This window comes from Mobilicoccus sp. (genome assembly GCF_032060985.1).
In the GTDB taxonomy this organism is placed as follows: Bacteria; Actinomycetota; Actinomycetes; order Actinomycetales; family Dermatophilaceae; genus Mobilicoccus.
Window position 1 is genome coordinate 157,708 of sequence record NZ_DAMBGD010000004.1, and the last position, 20,818, is coordinate 178,525.

The following is a 20,818-nucleotide window of genomic DNA, read 5'->3' on the forward strand; positions in this document are numbered from 1 at the left end:
CGCCCGGTCCGGGTCCTCCCGCGCGCCCATCGGGTCGCGACGAGCGGGGCCCGGAGGGCGGCGGGGCGAGCGACGGGCCGGACCCGGTGGAGGGCAGGACCGACGCCAGGGGTGGGCCGGACGAGAACGCAGGCCCGACGGGAGGGAGTGCGCACACGCGAAGCGGGGGCCGACCGTGATCGTCGACCCCCGCGTCCCGCCTCCACGGTCCGTCAGCTGCAGCCGCTGGTGGAGCCGCAGCCCTCGCAGACGTAGCAGCTTCCGGCCGGGCGCATCTTCGTGCCGCACGTCATGCACATCGGCGCGTCGGCGGCCTTGCCCTGGAACTTCTCCATGAGTTCGGCCGAGGAGTGCACGTCGGAACTCACCGACTTCGCGGCCGCGGCGCCGCTGCCCGAGGACACCGACAGTCGGCGGGCCTCCTCGACCCCCGAGCGCCGGGTCGAGGGTGCCGGAGTCTGGCTGTAGTTCTCCAGCTCCTCCTCGTAGTCCTCGTCGTCCTCCTCGGAGGTGGCCGGCGCATAAGAGCCGGTCTCGAGCTGACGCGCACGCTCCTCGGCGGTGTGGATGCCCATGAACGAGCGCGTCTCGAAGTCGAGGTAGTCGAGCGCCAGGCGGCGGAACACGTAGTCCATGATCGACTGCGCCATCCGCACGTCGGGGTCGTCGGTGAGGCCGGCGGGCTCGAAGCGCAGGTTCGTGAACTTCTCCACGTACGTCTCGAGCGGCACGCCGTACTGCAACGCGACGGACACCGCGAGGGAGAACGCGTCCATGAGACCGGCGAGGGTCGACCCCTGCTTGCCGAACTTGAGGAAGATCTCGCCCAGGCCGTCGTCCGGGTAGGAGCTGGCGGTGAGGTAGCCCTCGGCGCCCCCGACCGTGAACGACGTCGTCACCGAGCTACGACGCTTGGGCAGGCGCTTGCGCACCGGGCGGAACTCGACGACCTTCTCGACGACGGCCTCCGCCTCGTTGCTCTTCGTCTTCTCGGTCGACAGCGGCTGACCGACCTTGCAGTTGTCGCGGTAGACGGCGAGGGCCTTGAGGCCGAGCTTCCAGCCCTGCATGTAGACCTCGGCGATGTCCTCGACCGTGGCGCTCTCGGGCAGGTTGACCGTCTTGCTGATCGCACCGGAGAGGAACGGCTGGCACGCCGCCATCATCCGCACGTGCCCCATCGGCGAGATCGCCCGCTCGCCCATCGCGCAGTCGAAGACCTCGTAGTGCTCGGTCTTGAGACCCGGCGCGTCGATGACGTGACCGTGCTCGGCGATGTACTCGACGATCGCCTCGATCTGCTCCTGCTGGTAGCCGAGGCGGGCGAGGGCACGCGGGATCGTGAGGTTGACGATCTGCATGGACCCGCCGCCGACGAGCTTCTTGAACTTGACCAGCGAGAAGTCCGGCTCGATGCCGGTGGTGTCGCAGTCCATCATGAAGCCGATCGTGCCCGTGGGGGCGAGCACCGACGCCTGCGCGTTGCGGAACCCGTTCTTGGCACCGAGGGTGACGACGTCCTCCCAGGCGCGGGTCGCGAGGCGGTGGATCGAGCCGTCCATCTCCTCCAACGTCCGCACGGTGTCGTTGGCGGCCTGGTGCTTGCGCATGACGCGCAGGTGCGCCGAGGAGTTGCGGGCGTACCCCTCGTACGGGCCGACGACGCCCGCGAGTTCCGCGGACCGCTTGTACGCCGAGGCGGTGAGCAGCGAGGTGATGGACGCGGCGAGGGCGCGTCCTCCCTCGGAGTCGTAGCCGTGGCCCGTGGCCATGAGCAGCGCCCCGAGGTTGGCGTAGCCGATGCCGAGCTGGCGGTAGTCCCGCGTCGTCGCGCCGATGGACTCCGTGGGGAAGTCGGCGAAGCAGATGGAGATGTCCATCGCGGTGATGACGAGTTCGCTGACCTTCTGGAAGGTCTCGGCGTCGAAGGTGTCGTCGTCGCGGAGGAACTTGAGGAGGTTGAGCGAGGCGAGGTTGCACGAGGAGTTGTCGAGGCTCATGTACTCCGAGCACGGGTTACTCGCCGTGATACGGCCCGTCTCGGGGTTGGTGTGCCAGTCGTTGATCGTGTCGTCGTACTGGATGCCCGGGTCGGCGCACTCCCACGCGGCCTTGGCGATCTTGCCGAACAGGTCGCGGGCGTCGACGGTGTCGATGACGTCTCCGCTCATGCGGGCCCGCAGACCGAAGTCGGTGCCCTCCTCGACGGCGCGCATGTACTCGTCGGAGACCCGGACGGAGTTGTTCGCGTTCTGGTACTGGACCGAGACGATGTCCTTGCCGCCGAGGTCCATGTCGAACCCGGCGTCGCGCAGGGCCCGGATCTTGTCCTCCTCGCGCGCCTTGGTCTCGACGAACTCCTCGATGTCGGGGTGGTCGACGTCGAGGACGACCATCTTGGCCGCGCGGCGGGTGGCGCCGCCGGACTTGATCGTGCCCGCGGACGCGTCCGCGCCGCGCATGAACGAGACCGGGCCGGAAGCCGTGCCACCGGAGGAGAGCAGCTCCTTGGAGGAGCGGATGCGGGAGAGGTTGAGGCCGGCGCCCGAGCCGCCCTTGAAGATGAACCCCTCCTCCTTGTACCAGTTGAGGATGGAGTCCATCGAGTCGTCGACCGAGAGGATGAAACAGGCGCTGACCTGCTGCGGGCTGGGCGTGCCGACGTTGAACCACACCGGGGAGTTGAAGCTGAAGACCTGGTGCAGCAGCGCGTAGGTGAGCTCGTGCTCGAAGATCTCGGCGTCCTCGTCGGTGGCGAAGTAACCGTGACGCTTGCCGGCCGCGACGTAGGTGAGGACGACCCGGTCGATGAGGGTCTTGAGGGACCGCTCCCGCTTCTCGGTGCCGAGGGCGCCGCGGAAGTACTTGGTGGTGACGATCGTGGAGGCGTTGACGCTCCAGAAGTCGGGGAACTCGACGCCGCGCTGCTCGAAGATCGTGGCCCCGGTCTTCCAGTTCTGCTGGACGACGTCCCGCTGCTCCCAGGTGACCTGGTCGTAGGGGTGCTCGCCGGGCGTGGTGAAGATCCGCTCCACGCTGATGCCCTTGCCGGCGCGCTTGCGGGATCCTGCCCGCGTGCCCGTGGTGTCCGTCATGTTGTCTCCTCGTGGTCGCGGATCGGGTCGGGGACGACGCCGGGGTACCGGGGTCGCGGGGGCGCAGGACTGCGCCGGGAGGGGGCCGAGGAACCGGCCGTAGAAGTCACGTGGTCGTGGTGGCCGAGGCCGCCTCGCTGGTCGTGGTGGCCGAGGCCGCCTCGCTCTGGCTGGACCTGTCGAGGCGAAGCAGGGCGATGGCCGCCTCGAAGTCCTCGAGAGTCTCGAAGTTCTGGTAGACGCTGGCGAAGCGGAGGTAGGCGACCTCGTCGAGCGCGCGCAGCGGGCCGAGGACGGCGAGGCCGACCTCGTGCGCGTCGATCTCGGCCTGGCCGGAAGAGCGCACGACCTCCTCGACCTGCTGGGCGAGGAGGGCGAGGGCGTCCTCGTCGACCGGGCGCCCCTGGCAGGCCTTACGGACCCCGACGAGCACCTTCGTGCGGCTGAAGGGTTCGGTGACCCCGGAGCGCTTGATGACGGTGAGGCCCGCGGATTCGGTCGTGGTGAACCGGCGTCCGCACGACGCGCACTGGCGACGGCGACGGATGACGGCGCCATCGTCGACGAGGCGGCTGTCCACGACGCGGCTGTCGGTGTGGCGGCAGAACGGACAGTGCACGAGAACCCCCTTCGGTGGCGACGGACCTGCGTACCCGGGTTCGGGCCCGGGTGGAGCGGACGAGACGGCTGGAGACGAACCGGTTGGAACGGTGAGGACGGGACGAGGGTCGGAACGACGAAGACTGCGCGGAACTGCCCGGCGCGACACCGACCGGCGTGGAACTGGTCAGCACGGGGAAACGCCGTGAGAGCGGTCGCGACATCGGTCCGATGACCGCCGACCCCTGGGCGAGAACGCTACCCCAACCCCTAGATGTAGGGGAATCACATCCGTGTAAGCACTACATCTAGGATGTTAGAGCCCCGGGCGCCCGCTGCCAAACCTCGGCGCGTCGCGCGCGTCACCAGGAGTGCGACCCCGCGACGCCCGGCGCGCACCGCCCGGATCTCGCCGAATGGCGGGGGCACCGATGCCGACGCGATCCCGGATTCGGCCACATTCCACGGCAGCTGCGAGAGGGTGCGGCGGTGCCCGACAGGTCCGGCGTCCGGCGCCTCGGGAAGACTACTGCCCGCCGCCTGGGCCATGGCGCCCTCGGGGCCCTTTCGGGACGCACCTGACCAACTCTTGACCACCCGTTCGAGGGTGGCCGGCGCGCCGTTCGAGGGCGTTCGACATGGTGCGGATCCGGCCGGATCGCACCGTCACTGATCTCCCGGGATGACGAGCGACTGGCCACTCATGACGACCGAGCTGCTCATGCCGTTGGCGAGGCGGATGCGCAGCGCCGCGGCCTGGGCGGGGATCATGGGCAGTTCCTGTTCGGCGATCTGCGACAGGGACTGCCCCTCCCGGACCGTGACCGAGTGGGTGGGTGGCAGGTCGGGAGCCGCCCACCGCGCCGCCAGGACGAGCGACAGCAGGCTGAGTGCACCGAAGACGAGCAGGGTGCGGACGAGCCTGCCCCGACGCGTGAGCCGCAACCCGGGGCGGGCGACGCGCTCGTCCTCGCGCACCACGCGGAGATGTCGGGGCGCCCGGGAAACGGACCCACCGACGACCTCCTCCCCGCCCAGGACGATCTCCCCGCCCATCGCCGGGATCGAGGCGACCGCCACCTGCTCGCGGCGGGCCGCTCGACATTCGTACGCCTGAATCGTCATCGAAGCCTCCTTGTCACGGACGTTCACGATCACCGACTCCGAGTCACCCGACGCGGGGCGCCGTGACCCTGGGAAGTGCGTTCGAACCGTCGCCACCGTCATCGCGACCACCGCGAGACAGTCCTGACGAAGAGCGACGCGCACGATGTCGACCCGTGCACGTGTCCTTCGAACTCAGTTACGATCATCGCGCACTCGCGACACGCTGTCCACACCTGTCGCACAGATGTTTGAAACATCTGTGCGAGCAACCGTAGGATGTCCATGCAGGGATTCGACCAGAGCCCTCCGACAACCCTTCGACCTGCGACGACGCATCACAGGCACGCGACGCGACAGCGCGGTGGACACCCCCACGGACGTGGGTCGGGCCACCGGTCCGTCCGTCGGTCCGGTCCATGCGTGCGGTCCGCCGGCCCGGGGGCGCGGCGGTCGGCAGGATGAGCACGCAGAGAGGACACGCCGTGGAGAAGGTCCGCACGATCCGCCATCGCGACACCCCGGGGCTCACGCCTCGCCAACGCAAGGTGCTCGACTTCATCCGCATCTCGGTGGACTCGCGCGGGTACCCGCCGAGCCTGCGGGAGATCGGGGAGGCCGTGGGGCTCACCAGCCCGAGCAGCGTCGCCCACCAGCTCTCGGCACTGGAGCGCAAGGGATACCTGCGCAAGGACCCGAACAGGCCCCGGGCCCTCGAGATCGTCGCTCCTCCGCCCGGCGCGGACGCGGCCGCCATCGCGCAGGCCATCGTCTCCGGCCAGGACGAGCTCATCGACCGCGACGCACGCCCGGAGCCGACGTACGTCCCGCTCCTCGGCCGCATCGCCGCCGGGGTCCCCATCCTGGCCGAGGAGATGGTCGAGGACGTCTTCCCCCTGCCCCGGGAGCTCGTCGGCGACGGCCGGCTCTTCCTCCTCAAGGTCGCGGGCGATTCGATGATCGACGCCGCGATCTGCGATGGGGACTGGGTCGTCGTGCGCTCCCAACCCACAGCCGAGAACGGTGACATCGTCGCGGCGATGATCGAGGGTGAGGCCACCGTCAAGACCTTCAAGCGACGCGACGGCCACGTCTGGCTGCTGCCGCACAACCCCAGCTATGACCCCATCGACGGGGACGAGGCCACGATCCTCGGCAAGGTCACGGCCGTCATGCGGAGCATCTGACGTCCTCGGGATCCCCCGGAGGCCCGCCTGTCGCGGGACGGCGGGCTCGACCACGCGGCCGCCGACCGGTCGTCGTCGCCACTGCTCGTGAGAAGGGCGGAGGCGCAGTGACCCGCCGTGGCCCGGTGCCCGGCGGCGCCCACTCAGCCCGGGTTGTCCGTGCTTTGGTGTCCCCGGCCGGACGCACCCGTAGGCTGGGGGCATGATCGACGCCGGCGGCCTGAGAGTCATGAAAGCCATCGCCGACGAGGGCAGTTTCACCGGCGCCGCCACCTCCCTGGGCTATTCCCAGCCGGCGGTCTCGCAGATGGTGCGGCGACTCGAACAGCGTCTGGGCACCGTCCTCGTCGAGCGCATCGGTCGCTCGATCCGGCTCACCGAGGCCGGCGAGGTGCTCGTGCGGCACGCCGGCCCGGTTCTCGCGGCCCTCGACGAGGCCGAGGACGAGGTCGCCGCCATCGCCGGTCTCCGGGCGGGGCGGGTGCGGCTCATGGCGTTCCCCTCCTCCTCGAGCACCCTGCTCCCCCACGCGTTGGCGCTCATGGCGGAGCGACACCCCGACGTCTCCGTCACGTTCACCGAGGCGGAGCCCCCGGAATCGCTCGCCGCGCTCAGGGCCGGAGACTGCGACCTCGCCGTGGCGTTCGCCTACGAGGGCACCGACGTGGCGCGCGGTGAGGACCTCGAGGGACTCACGACGCACGCACTTCTCGACGATGCCGTGCGGGTCGCCCTTCCCCCCACGCACCCGCTCGCCGAGGCCGACGTGGTCCCCCTCGCCGAGTTGGCCGGGGAGACGTGGATCGCGGGATGCCCGCGCTGCCGGGGTCATCTGCTCTCCCTCGGTCACGCGGCGGGCTTCGAGCCCGCCGTGCGCTACGAGACCGAGGACTACGTCGCCGTCCAGGGGTTCGTCGCCGCAGGCCTCGGCGTCGCGCTGATCCCGGATCTCATCCTCGCGGCGATCACCAACCCCGGGGTCGCGATCCGTCCGCTCGACCCGCCGTCGCACCGCACCGTGCACGTCGTCACCACCCCCGATCTCGAGCGCGTGCCCGCGGTGAGGGCGACACTCGATGCCCTCTGCGAGAGCTCTCGGGACCTGCGCGCCCGGGCCTGACCCTCGGCGACGCCCGCCGTTCCCGCAGACGCTCTCGACCTCGCGCTCGCTCCCCCGGCACCTCGATCGACCGACACGGTCACCACCAGCCCCGGCCCCGTTGTCTCACGACGAGGAGGCGGCCCTCCTGTTTACGCACCGCGACCGAGCCGTCGTGATCGGAGCGATAGGTGACCGAGCCCGCGGACTGCAGGTGGGAGAGAAGGCTCGGGGTGGGGTGTCCGTAGGTGTTGTCCTCGCCGACGCTGACGAGTGCCACGGGTGCCGCCGCGAGGTCGAGGAGGCGGGCATCGTGGTCGGCCGATCCGTGGTGGGCGACCTTGACGACGTCGAACGGCATCTCCGCGTTCCCCTTCGCGTCCTCGGTCCCGCCGGCCCCGCTGTCGTGCGCGGGACCGCCGATGTCGCGACCGTTCGGGGGTGCCCACGACCTGCGTAGGTCGGTGCGGACGACGGTGCCGGCCTCCTGACCGGCGTCGGCGAGGAAGAGCCCACGGACGGCGTCATCCTCGCCCGGTCCGTCGATGACGACGTCGAGCACGAGGGAGCCGTCGTTGGGTGACCGCGCCGGCCCCGTCCGGCGTGGTCCGCGCACGAGCGCCGACACTCCTCCCCAGGCGAGCCGGTCGCCCTGGGCCACCTCGTGGACGGGGTGTCCGTGGTCGTGCCACCACCGCTCCACGCGCGGGCGGACGTCGACCATCGACGCCGTCGACACGACGACGTCCCCGACCTCGCGGCCCCGGGCCAGACCCCCGAGCCCTCCGACGTGATCGGTGTCGAAGTGCGTGAGCACCACGGCCTCCACGACGCGCACGCCCACCTCGTCGAGGCAGTCGTCGAGGAGGTCGGGATCGGGTCCGGCGTCGATGACCACCGCCCGGCCGGGACCGGACAGGAGCACGAAGGCATCTCCCTGCCCGACGTCGCACATGACGACCTGGGGAGCCGGCCCCGGGAAACCGGTGCGCGTGCGGACGAGGAGAGCGGCCCCGACCGAGACGAGAAGCACGGCGACGAGGGTGAGTGCCACCCGTGGGCGAGGGCGACCGGGACCGCGATGCGGGTCGCCCCGCAGCCGGCGCCACAGGGGCCGCCCGCCGAGGAGGAGGACGAGGAGCACCACCGCGAGCAGGCCGGCCCCGCCGGGGCCACCCGGCCACGGGATGGCCCGGAGCGGCGCGGTCTCCCCGACTCGAGCCGTCGTCGCGATCCCGAGGGCGGGGAGTGCCGCTGCCCACGCCACGGCCGTGGCGCCCCACGCCCACACGGGCGCGAGGACGGCGACGCCGGCACCGAGGAGCGTCACCGGCGCCACGAGTGGGCCGGCGAGGGCGTTAGTGAGGACGCCCACAACGTTGATCTCGTCCTGCAGCAGCACGATCACCGGTGCGCACGTCACCTGGGCGGCGAGGGGGATCGCTAGCGCGATCGCCACCACCCGCGGCAGGCGGAGTCCGGTGGCGAGGGCGTCCGACCAGGGTCGCGCGAACACGAGCAGCCCCAGCGTGGCGAGTACCGAGAGAGCGAATCCGAAGGATCGTCCGAGCCAGGGGTCGGCGGCGAGCAACAGAAGGACCGCGCCTGCCAGGGACGCCAGTCCGACCGCCCGCCGCGCCCGCGCGAACCCCACGAGCCCGACCGCCCCCATGACGGCGGCGCGCAGGACGCTCGGGTCCGGACGCGCGAGGACGACGAAGCCGGCGAGGACGCACAGTCCCACCGCCGGACGCCAGCGGCGCCGGACCCCCACCCAGCCGCAGAGCCACATCGCGCCGCCCACGACGAGTGAACAGTTCGTCCCCGAGACGGCCGTGAGGTGGGTCATTCCCGTGGCCCGCATGGCGTCGTCGAGGTCCTCGGGGACGGCCCGTCGGTCGCCGATGATCATCGCGGGCACGAGGCCCCGGGCGTCCGCGGGCAGCGGCGCGGTGGCCTCGCGCATCGCGACACGCACGACGTCGGAGGCGGCCACGACCGCGCCCGGGCCGGCGCGGATCGTCGGCGGGTCGCCTGTCACGACCAGTGCGCGCACCTGATCGCCAGGCTGGGCCGGGGCCAGACGACCCCGGACCTCGACCACGTCACGCCAGCCGACGTCCGCCCACTCGGTCCCCCCGAGCACGAGCACCGGTGTCCGGACCGGGGTACTCGACCCACGGGCGTCGACCCGACTCGCCGTGAGGACGACGGCGACCCGTGCCGCCCCGGCCTCCTTCCGCCGGAGCGGGCGTGGCTCCCCGGCGACCCGGCCCTCGAGACGCACGGTGGCCCTGTCCCGTGCGAGATCGGTGAGGGGCCCGGCGCCGGATCGGTGTTCCTCCGCGGCCACCCGGAGCAGCAGGGCGGAGGAGAGCAGCAGCCCCAGGGCGAGGCCTGCGGACCGCGCCACGATCGTATGTGGGGCCGGGGCCCCTCCGTCCCGGGTTCTCCACCGCGCGGCGCGGGTGGTCCGCGGAGGCCCGGCACCACGGCCGCCGCGGTGCCGAGGACGCCTCGCCCACAGCGCGAGCGCCAGCCCGGTCACGCCGAGCAGGGCACCGATTCCCAGAGGCCACCCCGGCCCACGCCCCAGCGCGGCGGCGGAGGTCGCCCAGGCCAGCAGCGCCGGGCCGAGCAGGCGCAGGTCCGCCGGGGGGTGATCCTGACGCGCCCCCTCCCGCGTCGGCCCCCTCCGGTCGCGGAGCATCGCGCCCGACGCCCCGACCTCGACGGCACCGTCATCCCCACCATCACGGTCATCCCCGCCACGACGAGCCGGTCCGGTCTTCCCGCCCACCCGGCGGCTTCGCGCGGGCGCTGCCGCACTCATCTCTCCTGTCGGCTCGACAGCCCTCGTCGCTCTCATCGGCCCGGCCCAGTCGCCCATCGCGACGTCGTCGGCCACTTCGCCCTGTCGGCCACTTCGTCCTGTCGGCCACCGGGCGCTGCCGGCCACCTCGCGGCCGGCTGACGTCCTCGGTCCTGCTCGACCGATCGGCCCAGCACCGCGCACCCCTCTTCTCATTCACACCCGCACCTTGGGCCGGATGTCCTCCAGTCGCTTCTCTCCGATCCCGCTCACCTCACCGAGCTCGTCGACGGACGTGAACCGTCCGTGCTCGGTCCGCCAGGCGAGGATGCGACCGGCCAGCGCCGGGCCCACGCCCGGGAGTGACTCGAGCGCGGCCTGGTCGGCCGTGTTGAGGTCGATGAGCTGTGCCGGGGGCGCCGGAGCCGCACCCGGCCGGGGTGTCGCGGGCGGGGGCATGGTGTTGACGGGGATGGGGGCGCCGTTCTTGTCGGGCACGACGATCTGCTCCCCGTCCACGACGGGACGCGCGAGGTTGACCCCGGTGAGGACCGCCCCCGGTGCCGCGCCTCCCGCCTTGGCGATGGCATCGGAGAGGCGCGCCCCCGCCGGGACCGCGACGACGCCCGCGCGGCGCACCTTGCCGACGACGTGGACGAGGTACTCCCCCGCGGGCGTGGCAGCGGCACCCACGGCCCCTGGGCTGCCGCTGGCCGAGGGCGGGGCCGTCATCGTCGCGCCGCCGCGGTCGCCTCCGGCGCCGCTCTCACTCGTCGCGCTCCGGGCGGCCGTGGCGGATGCCGCCGGGCGAACACGCGTCGGGACGGGCTCGGACGCGGGCTCTCCCCGAACGAACGCGAGGACGACGACGGCGACCGCCGCGACGACGACGAGGGCCGCACCCCCCACGGCGAGCCACGGCGGCGACACGCGCGCCCCCGCGAGGGTCACCGGCAACTCCCACACTCCGTCCCGCCCACGCACGAGCGCCTCCGACGGCAGTGTCGACCGTTCGCGCGTCGTCGACGATTCTCCCGTCGCCGACGGCCATGGCTCTGCCTCCATGGGTCCCGGCGCCCACGACTCCGGGGGCTCCTCCCAGGACTGCGACGGCATCACCCGCGATCGCCCCGGTGTGCGGCCCCGGTCCGCCGGGCGCCGTCGTCCCCGTTCCTCCGCCTCTCTGCGCGCGCGCCTGCTCATCGGCGTCGACGGCGCGCGGGCGGGGGTGACGACGGCCGGGAGGGCCTCGGTGTCCGGCCCCCACAGGTCGGCCGGGATGCCGTCCCCCGGCCGGTCGAGGCGTCGGCGTCGATCGGCGCCGTCCCCCACCCGCCCCGAGGACTCGCCTCCCCCATGGCCGACATCCTCGCCGGTCTCGGTCTCGCGACGCCCCGGGAACGACGCCGGCCCCCTCGCCGCGCCCGACGGCTCGGGCCACTCGCCCTCAGCGCCGTCCGCGACCTCGTCCCCGCCTTCGTCCGAGCCGCGTGGGTACCTCGACCCGCGCCACGGTGGGTCATCGACATGGTCACGATGGGCCCCCGAAGAGCGTCCGTCGGCATCACCGGGCGCGGCGCCGAACGGCGCACTCTCCTGCCGCGCGGCTCGGGCGGCGGTGAGCAGGGCGGTGGCGCGGTCGACGGGCATGACGACACGCTAGAAATGCGCCGACGGTCCCCGGTCCGGGTCGCGCGGTCCTGGGGACGACCGACCTCCACCCAGCGAGGGTGTGGATGACCGGCCCCCGGCCGGCCGCGACGGCACCACGGCGGGCGGCGCCCCGGGCAGGGGCACGAGCAACCGGCCGACGCGGTTCACGACCCCGGCGTCACGACCGGGCTGAGCGAGACGGCGATGGCGCCGGGACCGAGGTGGACCGCGGCGACGACCCCGATGGGGCGGACGGCGACGTCGGCGACGAGGCGTCCGTCCAGGCGTTCCTCCAGCCGCGCGGCGAGGCGGTGCGCACCGACCTCATCGGCGAGGTGGTGGACGGTGACGGAGACGGACTGACCAGGGCAGGCGTCGCCGGCGAGCTCGACGAGGCGGGTGAGGGCACGGCCGGTGGTCCGCACCTTCTCGACCGGCTGGATGCGCCCGTCGGTGAGGCGCAGCAGCGGCCGCACGGCGAGGGCCGAACCGAAGAACGCCGCGGCGTTGCCGATGCGCCCTCCACGGCGGAGGAACTCGAGGGTGTGGACGTAGAAGAGCAGATCTCCGGCTGCGGCCCGCGCGCGGACGACCTCGGCCACCTCCGCGTCGGCGGCTCCGTCGGCCGCCGCGCGGGCGCCCGCGACGACGGCGTGCCCGAGGGTCATCCCCATCGTCCCGGAATCGACGACGGTGACGGGGACGTCGACCGCCTCGCCAGCCAGACGCGCGGCGTCACACGTTCCCGACAGACCCTCCGCGAGGTGTGCGGAGACGATCCCGGTCGCCCCCTCGGCGGCGAGCCGTTCGTAGACGGTGCGGAACGCCTGCGGCGACGGCCTCGACGACGTGAGGGTCTTCGCGCGTCTGAGCAGACGCACCAGCTCGTCGTCGTCGAGGTCGAGGCCCTCGGTGTACTCGTGTTCGTCGGCGAAGACGTGCAGGGGCACCACGGCGATGCCGAGGTCCTCCAGGAACTCCGTCGCGAGATAGGCCGTGGAGTCGGTGACGAGCGCGACCGGCACGTCAGCCCGTGACGATGTTGACGAGACCCGGCGCGCGGACGATGACCTTGCGCACCGTCTGACCGGCGATGAGGTCCGCCACCCGCGGCTCCGCGAGCGCGGTCGCCTCGAGCTCCGACTCGCTCACGTCGGCCGGCACCTCGATGCGGGCCCGCACCTTGCCCTTGATCTGGACGACGCACGTCACCGTGTCCTCCACGAGCATCGCCGGGTCGGCCTCCGGGAACGACTCGTACGTGAGGCTCTCCTCGTGCCCGAGCCGACGCCACAGTTCCTCGGCGAGGTGCGGTGCGACGGGCGCGACCATGAGCACGAGCGGCTCGGCCGCCGAGCGGGGCGTCGCGTCGCGCTTGGTGAGGTGGTTGTTGAACTCGATGAGCTTGGAGACGGCCGTGTTGAAGCGGAGCCCCGCGTAGTCGCTGCGGACGCCGTCGATCGTGCGGTGCAGCAGCCGGGCCGTCTCGTCGTCGAGGGCGTCGTCGGTGACGACGACCTCGCCGGTCGTCTCGTCGACGACGTTGCGCCAGAGCCGCTGGAGGAATCGCTGCGAGCCGACGACCGCCCGCGTCTCCCACGGCTTGGACAGTTCGAGCGGGCCCATGCTCATCTCGTACACGCGGAAGGTGTCGGCGCCGTAGGCCTCGTACATCTCGTCGGGACTGACGACGTTCTTGAGCGACTTGCCGATCTTTCCGTACTCCCGGAACACGGACTCGCCCCGCCACGAGTACGTCGCCGTGCCGTCCGGGGCCGCGCTCTCCTCGACCTCCGCGGCCGGGACGGGCTGGCCGCGGTGGTCGCGGTAGGCGTAGGCCTGGATGTAGCCCTGGCTGAAGTACCGCCGGAACGGCTCCTCGCTGCTCACGTGACCGAGGTCGAAGAGCACCTTGTGCCAGAACCGCGCGTAGAGCAGGTGGAGGACCGCGTGCTCGACGCCGCCGACGTACAGGTCGACGCCGCCCGGGTCGGCGACCCCCGCGGGAGCACCGGGCACGGTCGTGGGGCGCGGCCCCATCCAGTACTCCTCGACCGCCGGGTCGACGAACGCCTCGTCGTTGGCCGGGTCGAGGTAGCGCAGGTAGTACCAGCACGACCCGGCCCAGTTGGGCATCGTGTTCGTCTCGCGGCGGTACCGCTTGGGCCCGTCGCCGAGGTCGAGTTCCACCTCGACCCACTCCGGCACCCGCGACAGCGGCGGCTCCGGGGAGGTGTCGGCGTCGTCGGGGTCGAAGGTCTTGGGGCTGTAGTCGGGCACGTCGGGCAGTTCGACGGGCAGCGCGGAGTCCGGGAGCGCGTGGGCGAGGCCGTCCTCGTCGAAGACGATGGGGAACGGCTCCCCCCAGTACCGCTGCCGGCTGAACAGCCAGTCCCGCAGGCGATAGGTGACGGTGCTCTCACCCAGGCCCTTCTGCGACAACCACGCAGAGATCCGTTCCTTGGCCTCCTCCAGGCCGAGGCCGTCGAGGCTCACCTCGTCGTTGGCGGAGTTGACCGCGACTCCCCCGGCGGTGAAGGCGGCTCCCGCATCGAGCGACGTCGTGGGTGAGAACGTGGCGACGTCGGCGTCGGAAGGCGCGACGACGTCGCGGATCGGCAGCTCGAAGGCGGAGGCGAACGCATAGTCGCGGGCGTCGTGGGCCGGGACGGCCATGATCGCGCCGGTGCCGTACCCCATGAGGACGTAGTCGGCGACGAAGACGGGGATGGCCTCGCCGTTGACGGGGTTGATGCCGTACCCGCCCGTGAAGACGCCGGTCTTCGTCTTGTCCTCGACCTGCCGCTCGACGTCGGACTTACGACCGGCCGCACGCCGGTACTCGGCGACGGCCTCGCGCGGCGAGGCGGCCTCGACCGGCGCACCGTCGACCGTCGTGCCGCGCCAGGCCTGCGGCACGTCGCTCGGCCAGACGTCCTCGACGAGCTCGTCGACGAGCGGGTGCTCGGGCGCGAGGACCATGAACGTCGCGCCGAAGAGGGTGTCGGGGCGGGTCGTGAACACCGTGATGGGGTCGACGCCCGTCCGCGGCGCGGCGCCGGGGCCCGCAGCACCGCCCCGGTCGGCGACGGCGAAGTCGACCCGCGCACCGTGGCTGCGCCCGATCCAGTTGCGCTGCATGAGCTTGACCTTCTCGGGCCAGTCCACACGGTCGAGATCGTCGGCCAGCCGGTCGGCGTACGCGGTGATGCGCATCATCCACTGACGCAGGTTGGCGCGGAAGACGGGGTAGTTGCCGCGCTCGGAGCGCCCGTCGTTGGTGACCTCTTCGTTCGAGAGGACCGTGCCGAGGCCCGGGCTCCAGTTGACCGGCGCCTCCGCGGTGTAGGCGAGGCGGTGCTCGTCGAGGTAGGCGTGCTGTTCGGTGCGGTCGAGGTCGGACCAGGCCCGCCCGGCGAATGTGCCGTCCAAAGGCCGCTCACCGGATTCCAGGGCCGCGACGAGATCGGCGATGGGCCGGGCCCTGCCGCGACCACCGTCTGCGCGCTCCGCGTCGGGGTCGTACCAGGACTCGTAGATCTGCAGGAAGATCCACTGGGTCCAGCGGTAGTACTCGGGGTCGATCGTCGAGATCGTGCGGCGGTCGTCGTGGCCGAGGCCGAGGCGACGCAGCTGCCGCTTCATGACGACCATGTTGGCCTCGGTCGTCTCGCGCGGATGTTGTCCGGTGGCGACGGCGAACTGCTCGGCCGGAAGGCCGAACGCGTCGTAGCCGAGGCAGTGCAGGACGTTCTTGCCGATCATGCGGTGGTATCGCGCCCACACGTCGGTCGCGATGTACCCGAGCGGGTGACCGACGTGCAGACCCGCGCCCGAGGGGTAGGGGAACATGTCGAGGACGAGGAGCTTCTCGCGGTCGCCGACGCCCTGGGCGTCGGCCCACGGCCCGGCGGGATTGGGGGCGCGGAACGTCCCCTCCTCCGCCCACCGGTCCTGCCAGGAGAGCTCGATCTGCTCGGCCAGCGCGGGGTCGTACCGGTAGGGGGTGTCGTTCATCGCGTCCTTCGCTCCTCGGGTGCTCTCCGGCGGCGAACCCGGCGCCGGCCGGTGAGAGCGGCCATCGGCCCGCGGTGCTCGGGCCGGTGAGTCAGCCTAACCCAGCGCCTCGACGCGCCATCCGGCATATCCACCGCCCTGCGAGGGCGGCTCGTCCTTCCGCCGCCCGGCGCCCGCGACGTGCCGTCGCCACGCCTGCGACACCCCGGGTACGACGACGGGCCGCCCCCGAGAAGGGAGCGGCCCGCCTGGCGCGAGTGGCCCGCGGCCACCGACGCGACGTGACTCAGAGCGCGTTGTACGCCTTGGCCATCGCCGACTTCTTGTTCGCGGCCTGGTTCTTGTGGATGACGCCCTTGCTCACGGCCTTGTCGAGCTTGCGGCTGGCGAGTGCGAGAGCCTTGCCCGCCTCTTCCTTGTTGCCCGTGGCGGCGGCGTCACGGAAGTGACGGATCCAGGTGCGGAGCTCGGACTTGTAGGCCTTGTTGCGCTCGGTGCGCTTGGCGTTGGTCTTGATCCGCTTCATCTGCGAGGCGATGTTCGCCATGGTGACTCTCGTTTCCGGTCGTTCGGCTGTCAGGAAGGACAGGCCCGCCCTCGGGTCCGGTGCTGGTCGGGCTCCGGTCAAGGGCGGACTGTGTGGTGCGTGTCGGCGCACGACCTGAGCGCACACGCGAGGACCCACGTTACCAGCGCCGTCCACGCCTCCCCAAAACGGCGGCGTCCTCACCGCCCCCGGCCGGATCGGTTCGCGCAGATCGTCAGCACCGCCCGTTCGACGGCGTACAGCGGGTCGCGGCCACCGCCCTTGACCGCCTCGTCGGCGGCGGCGACGGCCTGGATGCTCTGGCCGAGGCCCTCGACGTCCCACCCGTTCAACGCCCGCCGGGCGCGGTCGATCTGCCACGGCGCCATGCCGAGGGCCTTGGCGAGGGAGCCCGAACTCGACCGCCCCGCGCCGGCGACCTTGACGAGCTGCCGCAGCTGCACGGCGAGCACCGCGACGATGGGAACGGGGTCCACGCCGCTCGCGAGGGCGTGTCGCAACAGCCGGAGGGCCTCCGGGGCGTTGCCCGCGAGCGCGGCGTCGGCGACACGGAACCCGCTCGCCTCCACCTTGCCGCCGTGGTAGGTCGCGACGACGTGCTCGTCGATGACCCCCGTCGTGTCGTCGATGAGTTGGGTGCAGGCGGAAGCGAGTTCACGCACGTCCTTGCCGACGGCCTCGACGAGCGCACGGATCGCCTCGGGAGTCGCCTTGCGGCGGGCCCGGCGGAACTCGTGCTGGGCGAACTCCGCCTTCTCCCGGTCGGACTTGATCGCCGGCGCCTCCAGCACCCGCGCACCGTTCTTCTTCATCGCGTCGAGGACCTTCTTGCCGCGGTTGCCCCCGGCGTGCGCGACGACGAGCGTGATCCCCGGTTCGGGGCGTTCGATCTGAGCGAGCAGGTCGGCCTGCGCCTCGTCCCCCGCCTGATCCGCGCCCCGGACGACGACGCACTTGTCCCCACCGAACAACGAGGGGGCACAGTGCATCCCGATCTGGCCGGGCTCGTAGGACTCCATGTCGACCCGGATGTACTCGACGTCGGGCGTGAGGGACCGCAGTGCCTCGATCGTGGCCGTGATCGCGCGCTCGGCGAGGATCTGCTCGGGCCCGGTGACGAGCACCAGGGGCGGGACTCCCCCACGCGGCGAACTCGGGGACCAGTCGTCGTCGGTGTTCACGGGGTCAGGATGTCAAAACGTCCCGACACCCCTTCGTCGCCCCACCCAGCACCCACCCCGGAGGCGTGGCGTGGGGGGCGCGGTCGTCACAGGCGCAGCAGCGTGAGGCGCGCCTGGACGGCCTCGACCGGGATGCCGAGGTGGTCGGCGAGTTCGTCGGCGTCGAGCCCGAGATCGCGGCCGTCCTTGAGTTCCTCGTCGTCCTCGCGGGACCAGGCGTGACCGCTCGTGACCGCGGTGCGGGAGTCGGCTGCCGCCGGTGCGCCGGTGGCGACCGCGTCGCTGACCCGCTCGACGACGGGCGTGGCGGCCCCGCTCGGCGGCGGGTGCTCGTTCTCGCCCGCGACGACCCCCCGCGCCGGAGGCGGGGCCACGGGAACGACCGGCGCGGCCGACGCGTCGAGACGTCGCAGCGCCTCATGGACGACGGCCGTGTTCGTCGTCGGCCAGAACGGCGGCAACGACCGCTGGAGGAACCCGGCGTAGCGGGCCGTGACCATGCGGGAGTCGAGGAACGCGACGACGCCCCGGTCGTCGGAGCGGCGGATGAGTCGCCCCGCCCCCTGGGCGAGGCGCAGGGCCGCATGGGTCGCCGAGACCGCCATGAACCCGTTGCCGCCCATGCGGCCGATCTCCTGCGTGCGGGCCGAGGCGAGCGGGTCGTCGGGCCGCGGGAACGGGATGCGGTCGATGACGACGAGTTGGCATGCCGGCCCGGGCACGTCGACGCCCTGCCACAACGTGAGGGTGCCGAACAGGCACGTGCGCGCGTCGGCCGCGAACCGCCGGACGAGCGTCGTGATCTGGTCCTCGCCCTGGCACAGGATCGGCATGTCGTCCCCGAGGCGCTCGCGCATCTCCTCGGCCGCCGCCTGGGCGGCGCGCATCGAGGAGAACAGCCCCAGCGTGCGGCCGCCTGCGGCACGCATGAGCTGCTCGAGTTCGTCGAACATCGCCGGACTCGGCCCGTCGCGCCCCGGTGCGGGCAATCCGGCGGCGACGTAGGCGATGCCCTGGGCCGGGTAGTCGAAGGGACTGCCCACGTCGAGGCCCTGCCAGTCCGGGGCGCCCTCCCCCCGCAGACCGAGGGTGCCGGCGACGGCGTCGAACGAGCCGCCGAGCTCGATCGTCGCCGAGGTGAGGACGACCGTGCGCTCGGCGAAGAGCTTGTCGCGCAGGTCCATCGCGACGCTCATCGGCGCGACCCGCAGCACCGCACCCCGCTGCGGGTTCTGGTTGACCCAGGCGACGTCGAGGTGGCGCTCCTCGAGCAGTCGGTCGACGACGTCGACGAGTTCGTCGACCGCCGCCTTCGCCACGGCCCGGGCGCCGTCGGTGTCATCACGGCCCTTGGAGTCCGACTTCATACCGCTCTGAACCGCGCGGGCATCGGTCCGCAGCACGGCGAGGGCGCCGGCCAGGGACTCCGGCACCGTGATCAACCGGCCCTCGGGGATGGGCTGCAAGGCCTGCGCGAAGACCTCCCCCGCGCCCACGAGGTCGTCGGTCCCGGTGTACGAGGCCGCCTTGCGCGCCGCGCTCGTCACCATGCCGGGCGAGAGCTCGTCGGTCACCGTGGCGGTGACCCGATCGACGAGTTCGTGGGCCTCGTCGATGACGAGCAGGTGGTGCTCGGGCAGCATCGCCCGGCCCTCGAAGGCGTCGATGGCCATGAAGCTGTGGTTGGTGACGACGACGTCGGCGTCCTTGGCCGCCTCACGCGAGCGTTCGACGAAGCACTCCGTGCGCATCGGGCACTTGGTGCCCAGGCACTCGCGGGCGGCCACCGACACCTGCCGCCACGCCCGCTCGCTCACGCCGGGGACGAGCTCGTCACGATCACCGGACTCGGTGCTCTCGGCCCACTCGCGCAGGCGGAGGACCTCGGCGCCGAGCCGGGAGGGCCCCTCGCCGCGCGCACCCCCGCGGTCGGCGTCCTCCTTCGCCTCCCCGGCGTCGCTTCGGACGAGGCCGGCCGAGGAGAAGAGCGCTCCGTCGTCCTCGGGGAATCCGCCGGCGAGCTTGTGGAGGCACACGTAGTTGCGGCGCCCCTTGACGAGGACGTAGGTGGGTCGTCGCCCGAGCATCGGTGCGAGCGCGTCGGCGACGCGAGGCATGTCGCGGTCGACGATCTGGGCCTGGAGGGCGAGAGTCGCGGTTGCGACGACGGCGGGCGTGCCCGTGTTCACCGCGTCGGCGACGGCGGGGACGAGGTAGGCGAGGGACTTGCCGGTACCCGTCCCGGCCTGGACGAGCAGGTGCTCCTGGGCCGCGACGGCGTCCTCGACGGCAAGGGCCATGCGCTTCTGACCAGGTCGTTCGGTACCCCCGACCGCCTCGACGGCGGCGGCGAGCAGGTCATCGACTCGGGCTCCACGCACCCGCACAGGCTAGTGCCTCGAGCTCGCCGTCCAGGTCCGCCCTCCACAGGGGTGGGGCCCTCGCGCCCCCGCGCCCCGTGGCCGGCCACCGGTGAGGTGCCGCGAACGATGTGGCAATTCCAGCGGCGTCGGCGCCGGGGCCGTGACGGTGCCGACCCGCTGACCAGCAATCGGGCCAGGCCGCCACGGCGGGTCGAGCCCTCGACTCCGCCGACATTGCCACATCGTTCGCGACACGCGACCCAGGCGAGCCGGCCACCGACCCCCGGAGGTTGCCGGCACGCGAGAAACGCGGCACCCCCGGTGACCGGGGATACCGCGTTCCGTGGCGCCGGGTCTGCTCCCGGTCGTGGTGGGCTCAGAGCGCCTTGAGCACGGCCTTGGCGACGGCCTTGGCGCTCATGGGGTTCTGACCGGTGATGAGACGGCCGTCGACGACGACGTTCTTGGCCATGGGGCGCAACGGCTTCTTGTACTTGGCGCCCCTCTCCTGGAGTGCCTTGGAGAGGTCGAACGGCACGGCGTCGTCGCGGCCGGCGAGCTTCTCCTCGGGCCAGGAGAAGCCGGTGACCTTACGACCCCGCAGCAGGGGCTTGCCCTCGACCTGGACGTCGAGCAGCCCGGCAGGGCCGTGGCAGACGGCCGAGACGATCTTGCCCTGGCGCCAGAAGTCGGCGACGAGACGCGCGAGGGCGGGGTTGCGGAAGTCGAACATCGTGCCGTGCCCGCCGGTGAGGTAGATCGCGTCGAAGTCCTCGGCCTGAAGGTCCGCGACGGCCGGGGTCGTGTCGAGCAGGTTCATGAACCCACGATCCGCGTACCGCTTCTTCGTGCCCCCCATGGCGAGGACGCCGGTCGAGAGACTCTCGGGATCCAGTGGCACCACGCCACCGTCGATGCTCGCGATGACCACGTCGTGCCCGGCCTTGGTGACCTCGTCGTAGAAGTGGGTGAGTTCCCCGAGCCACAGGCCCGTGCGGTACCCCTTCTTCTCGTACTCCCCGGCACTGGTGGTGATCGCGAGGATGCGCTTGCTCGTCTTCTTACCCATGACTTCTTCTTTCCCGTGGCCGCGGCGGACAAACCCACCGCCGACCGCCACGACGCGCGCGAGGCGAGAGCGGCCCACGATTCATGTCAGG

General features: G+C 72.1%; 13 protein-coding genes. 2 read left to right on the top strand and 11 right to left on the bottom strand.

The features are described from left to right. Positions 1–212: 212 nt before the first annotated feature. The 3 genes from RT054_RS05175 to RT054_RS05185 form a co-directional block, all read right to left on the bottom strand. A complete protein-coding gene (locus RT054_RS05175; RefSeq protein WP_313022435.1) occupies positions 213–3,095 on the bottom strand; it encodes a vitamin B12-dependent ribonucleotide reductase in 2,883 nt (960 codons plus the stop codon). A gap of 106 nt (positions 3,096–3,201) precedes the next feature. Further along, the gene (gene nrdR, locus RT054_RS05180; protein WP_313022436.1) at positions 3,202–3,714 is read right to left on the bottom strand and encodes a transcriptional regulator NrdR; all 513 of its coding nucleotides are present in this window, start codon (positions 3,712–3,714) and stop codon (positions 3,202–3,204) included. A 647-nt stretch (positions 3,715–4,361) separates the two neighbouring features. Next, positions 4,362–4,820 carry a LysM peptidoglycan-binding domain-containing protein gene (locus tag RT054_RS05185; protein WP_313022437.1) on the bottom strand — a complete coding sequence of 153 codons (459 nt, stop codon included), beginning with the start codon at positions 4,818–4,820 and terminating at the stop codon, positions 4,362–4,364. Positions 4,821–5,260: 440 nt separating this feature from the next. Between RT054_RS05185 and lexA the strand changes: the two genes are divergently transcribed. Beyond that, positions 5,261–5,986, top strand: a complete 726-nt coding sequence (lexA, locus tag RT054_RS05190; protein WP_312718133.1) for a transcriptional repressor LexA — start codon at positions 5,261–5,263, stop codon at positions 5,984–5,986. 202 nt (positions 5,987–6,188) lie between these two features. Then, a complete protein-coding gene (locus RT054_RS05195) occupies positions 6,189–7,106 on the top strand; it encodes a LysR substrate-binding domain-containing protein (protein WP_313022438.1) in 918 nt (305 codons plus the stop codon). Positions 7,107–7,185: 79 nt separating this feature from the next. Here RT054_RS05195 and RT054_RS05200 read toward each other — a convergent pair whose 3' ends face one another. From RT054_RS05200 to RT054_RS05235, 8 genes are all read right to left on the bottom strand, one after another. After that, positions 7,186–9,498: a ComEC/Rec2 family competence protein gene (locus RT054_RS05200; RefSeq protein ID WP_313022439.1), complete on the bottom strand. Its 2,313-nt coding sequence runs from the start codon at positions 9,496–9,498 to the stop codon at positions 7,186–7,188. A gap of 615 nt (positions 9,499–10,113) precedes the next feature. After that, positions 10,114–10,962 carry a ComEA family DNA-binding protein gene (locus RT054_RS05205; protein WP_313022440.1) on the bottom strand — a complete coding sequence of 283 codons (849 nt, stop codon included), beginning with the start codon at positions 10,960–10,962 and terminating at the stop codon, positions 10,114–10,116. A gap of 752 nt (positions 10,963–11,714) precedes the next feature. Continuing rightward, positions 11,715–12,575 (bottom strand): DegV family protein, encoded by an 861-nt coding sequence (locus tag RT054_RS05210; RefSeq protein ID WP_312718139.1) that lies wholly within the window; start codon positions 12,573–12,575, stop codon positions 11,715–11,717. A 1-nt stretch (position 12,576) separates the two neighbouring features. Continuing rightward, entirely contained in the window at positions 12,577–15,567 is a 2,991-nt protein-coding gene (locus tag RT054_RS05215; protein ID WP_313022441.1) for a class I tRNA ligase family protein, read from the bottom strand. 286 nt (positions 15,568–15,853) lie between these two features. Next, the gene (rpsT, locus tag RT054_RS05220; protein ID WP_313022444.1) at positions 15,854–16,114 is read right to left on the bottom strand and encodes a 30S ribosomal protein S20; all 261 of its coding nucleotides are present in this window, start codon (positions 16,112–16,114) and stop codon (positions 15,854–15,856) included. Between the two features lie 179 nt (positions 16,115–16,293). Next, positions 16,294–17,295, bottom strand: a complete 1,002-nt coding sequence (gene holA / locus RT054_RS05225; protein WP_312718143.1) for a DNA polymerase III subunit delta — start codon at positions 17,293–17,295, stop codon at positions 16,294–16,296. 86 nt (positions 17,296–17,381) lie between these two features. After that, entirely contained in the window at positions 17,382–19,595 is a 2,214-nt protein-coding gene (locus RT054_RS05230) for an ATP-dependent DNA helicase (protein WP_313022509.1), read from the bottom strand. 439 nt (positions 19,596–20,034) lie between these two features. Further along, a complete protein-coding gene (locus RT054_RS05235; protein ID WP_313022446.1) occupies positions 20,035–20,727 on the bottom strand; it encodes a type 1 glutamine amidotransferase domain-containing protein in 693 nt (230 codons plus the stop codon). Positions 20,728–20,818: the final 91 nt, after the last annotated feature.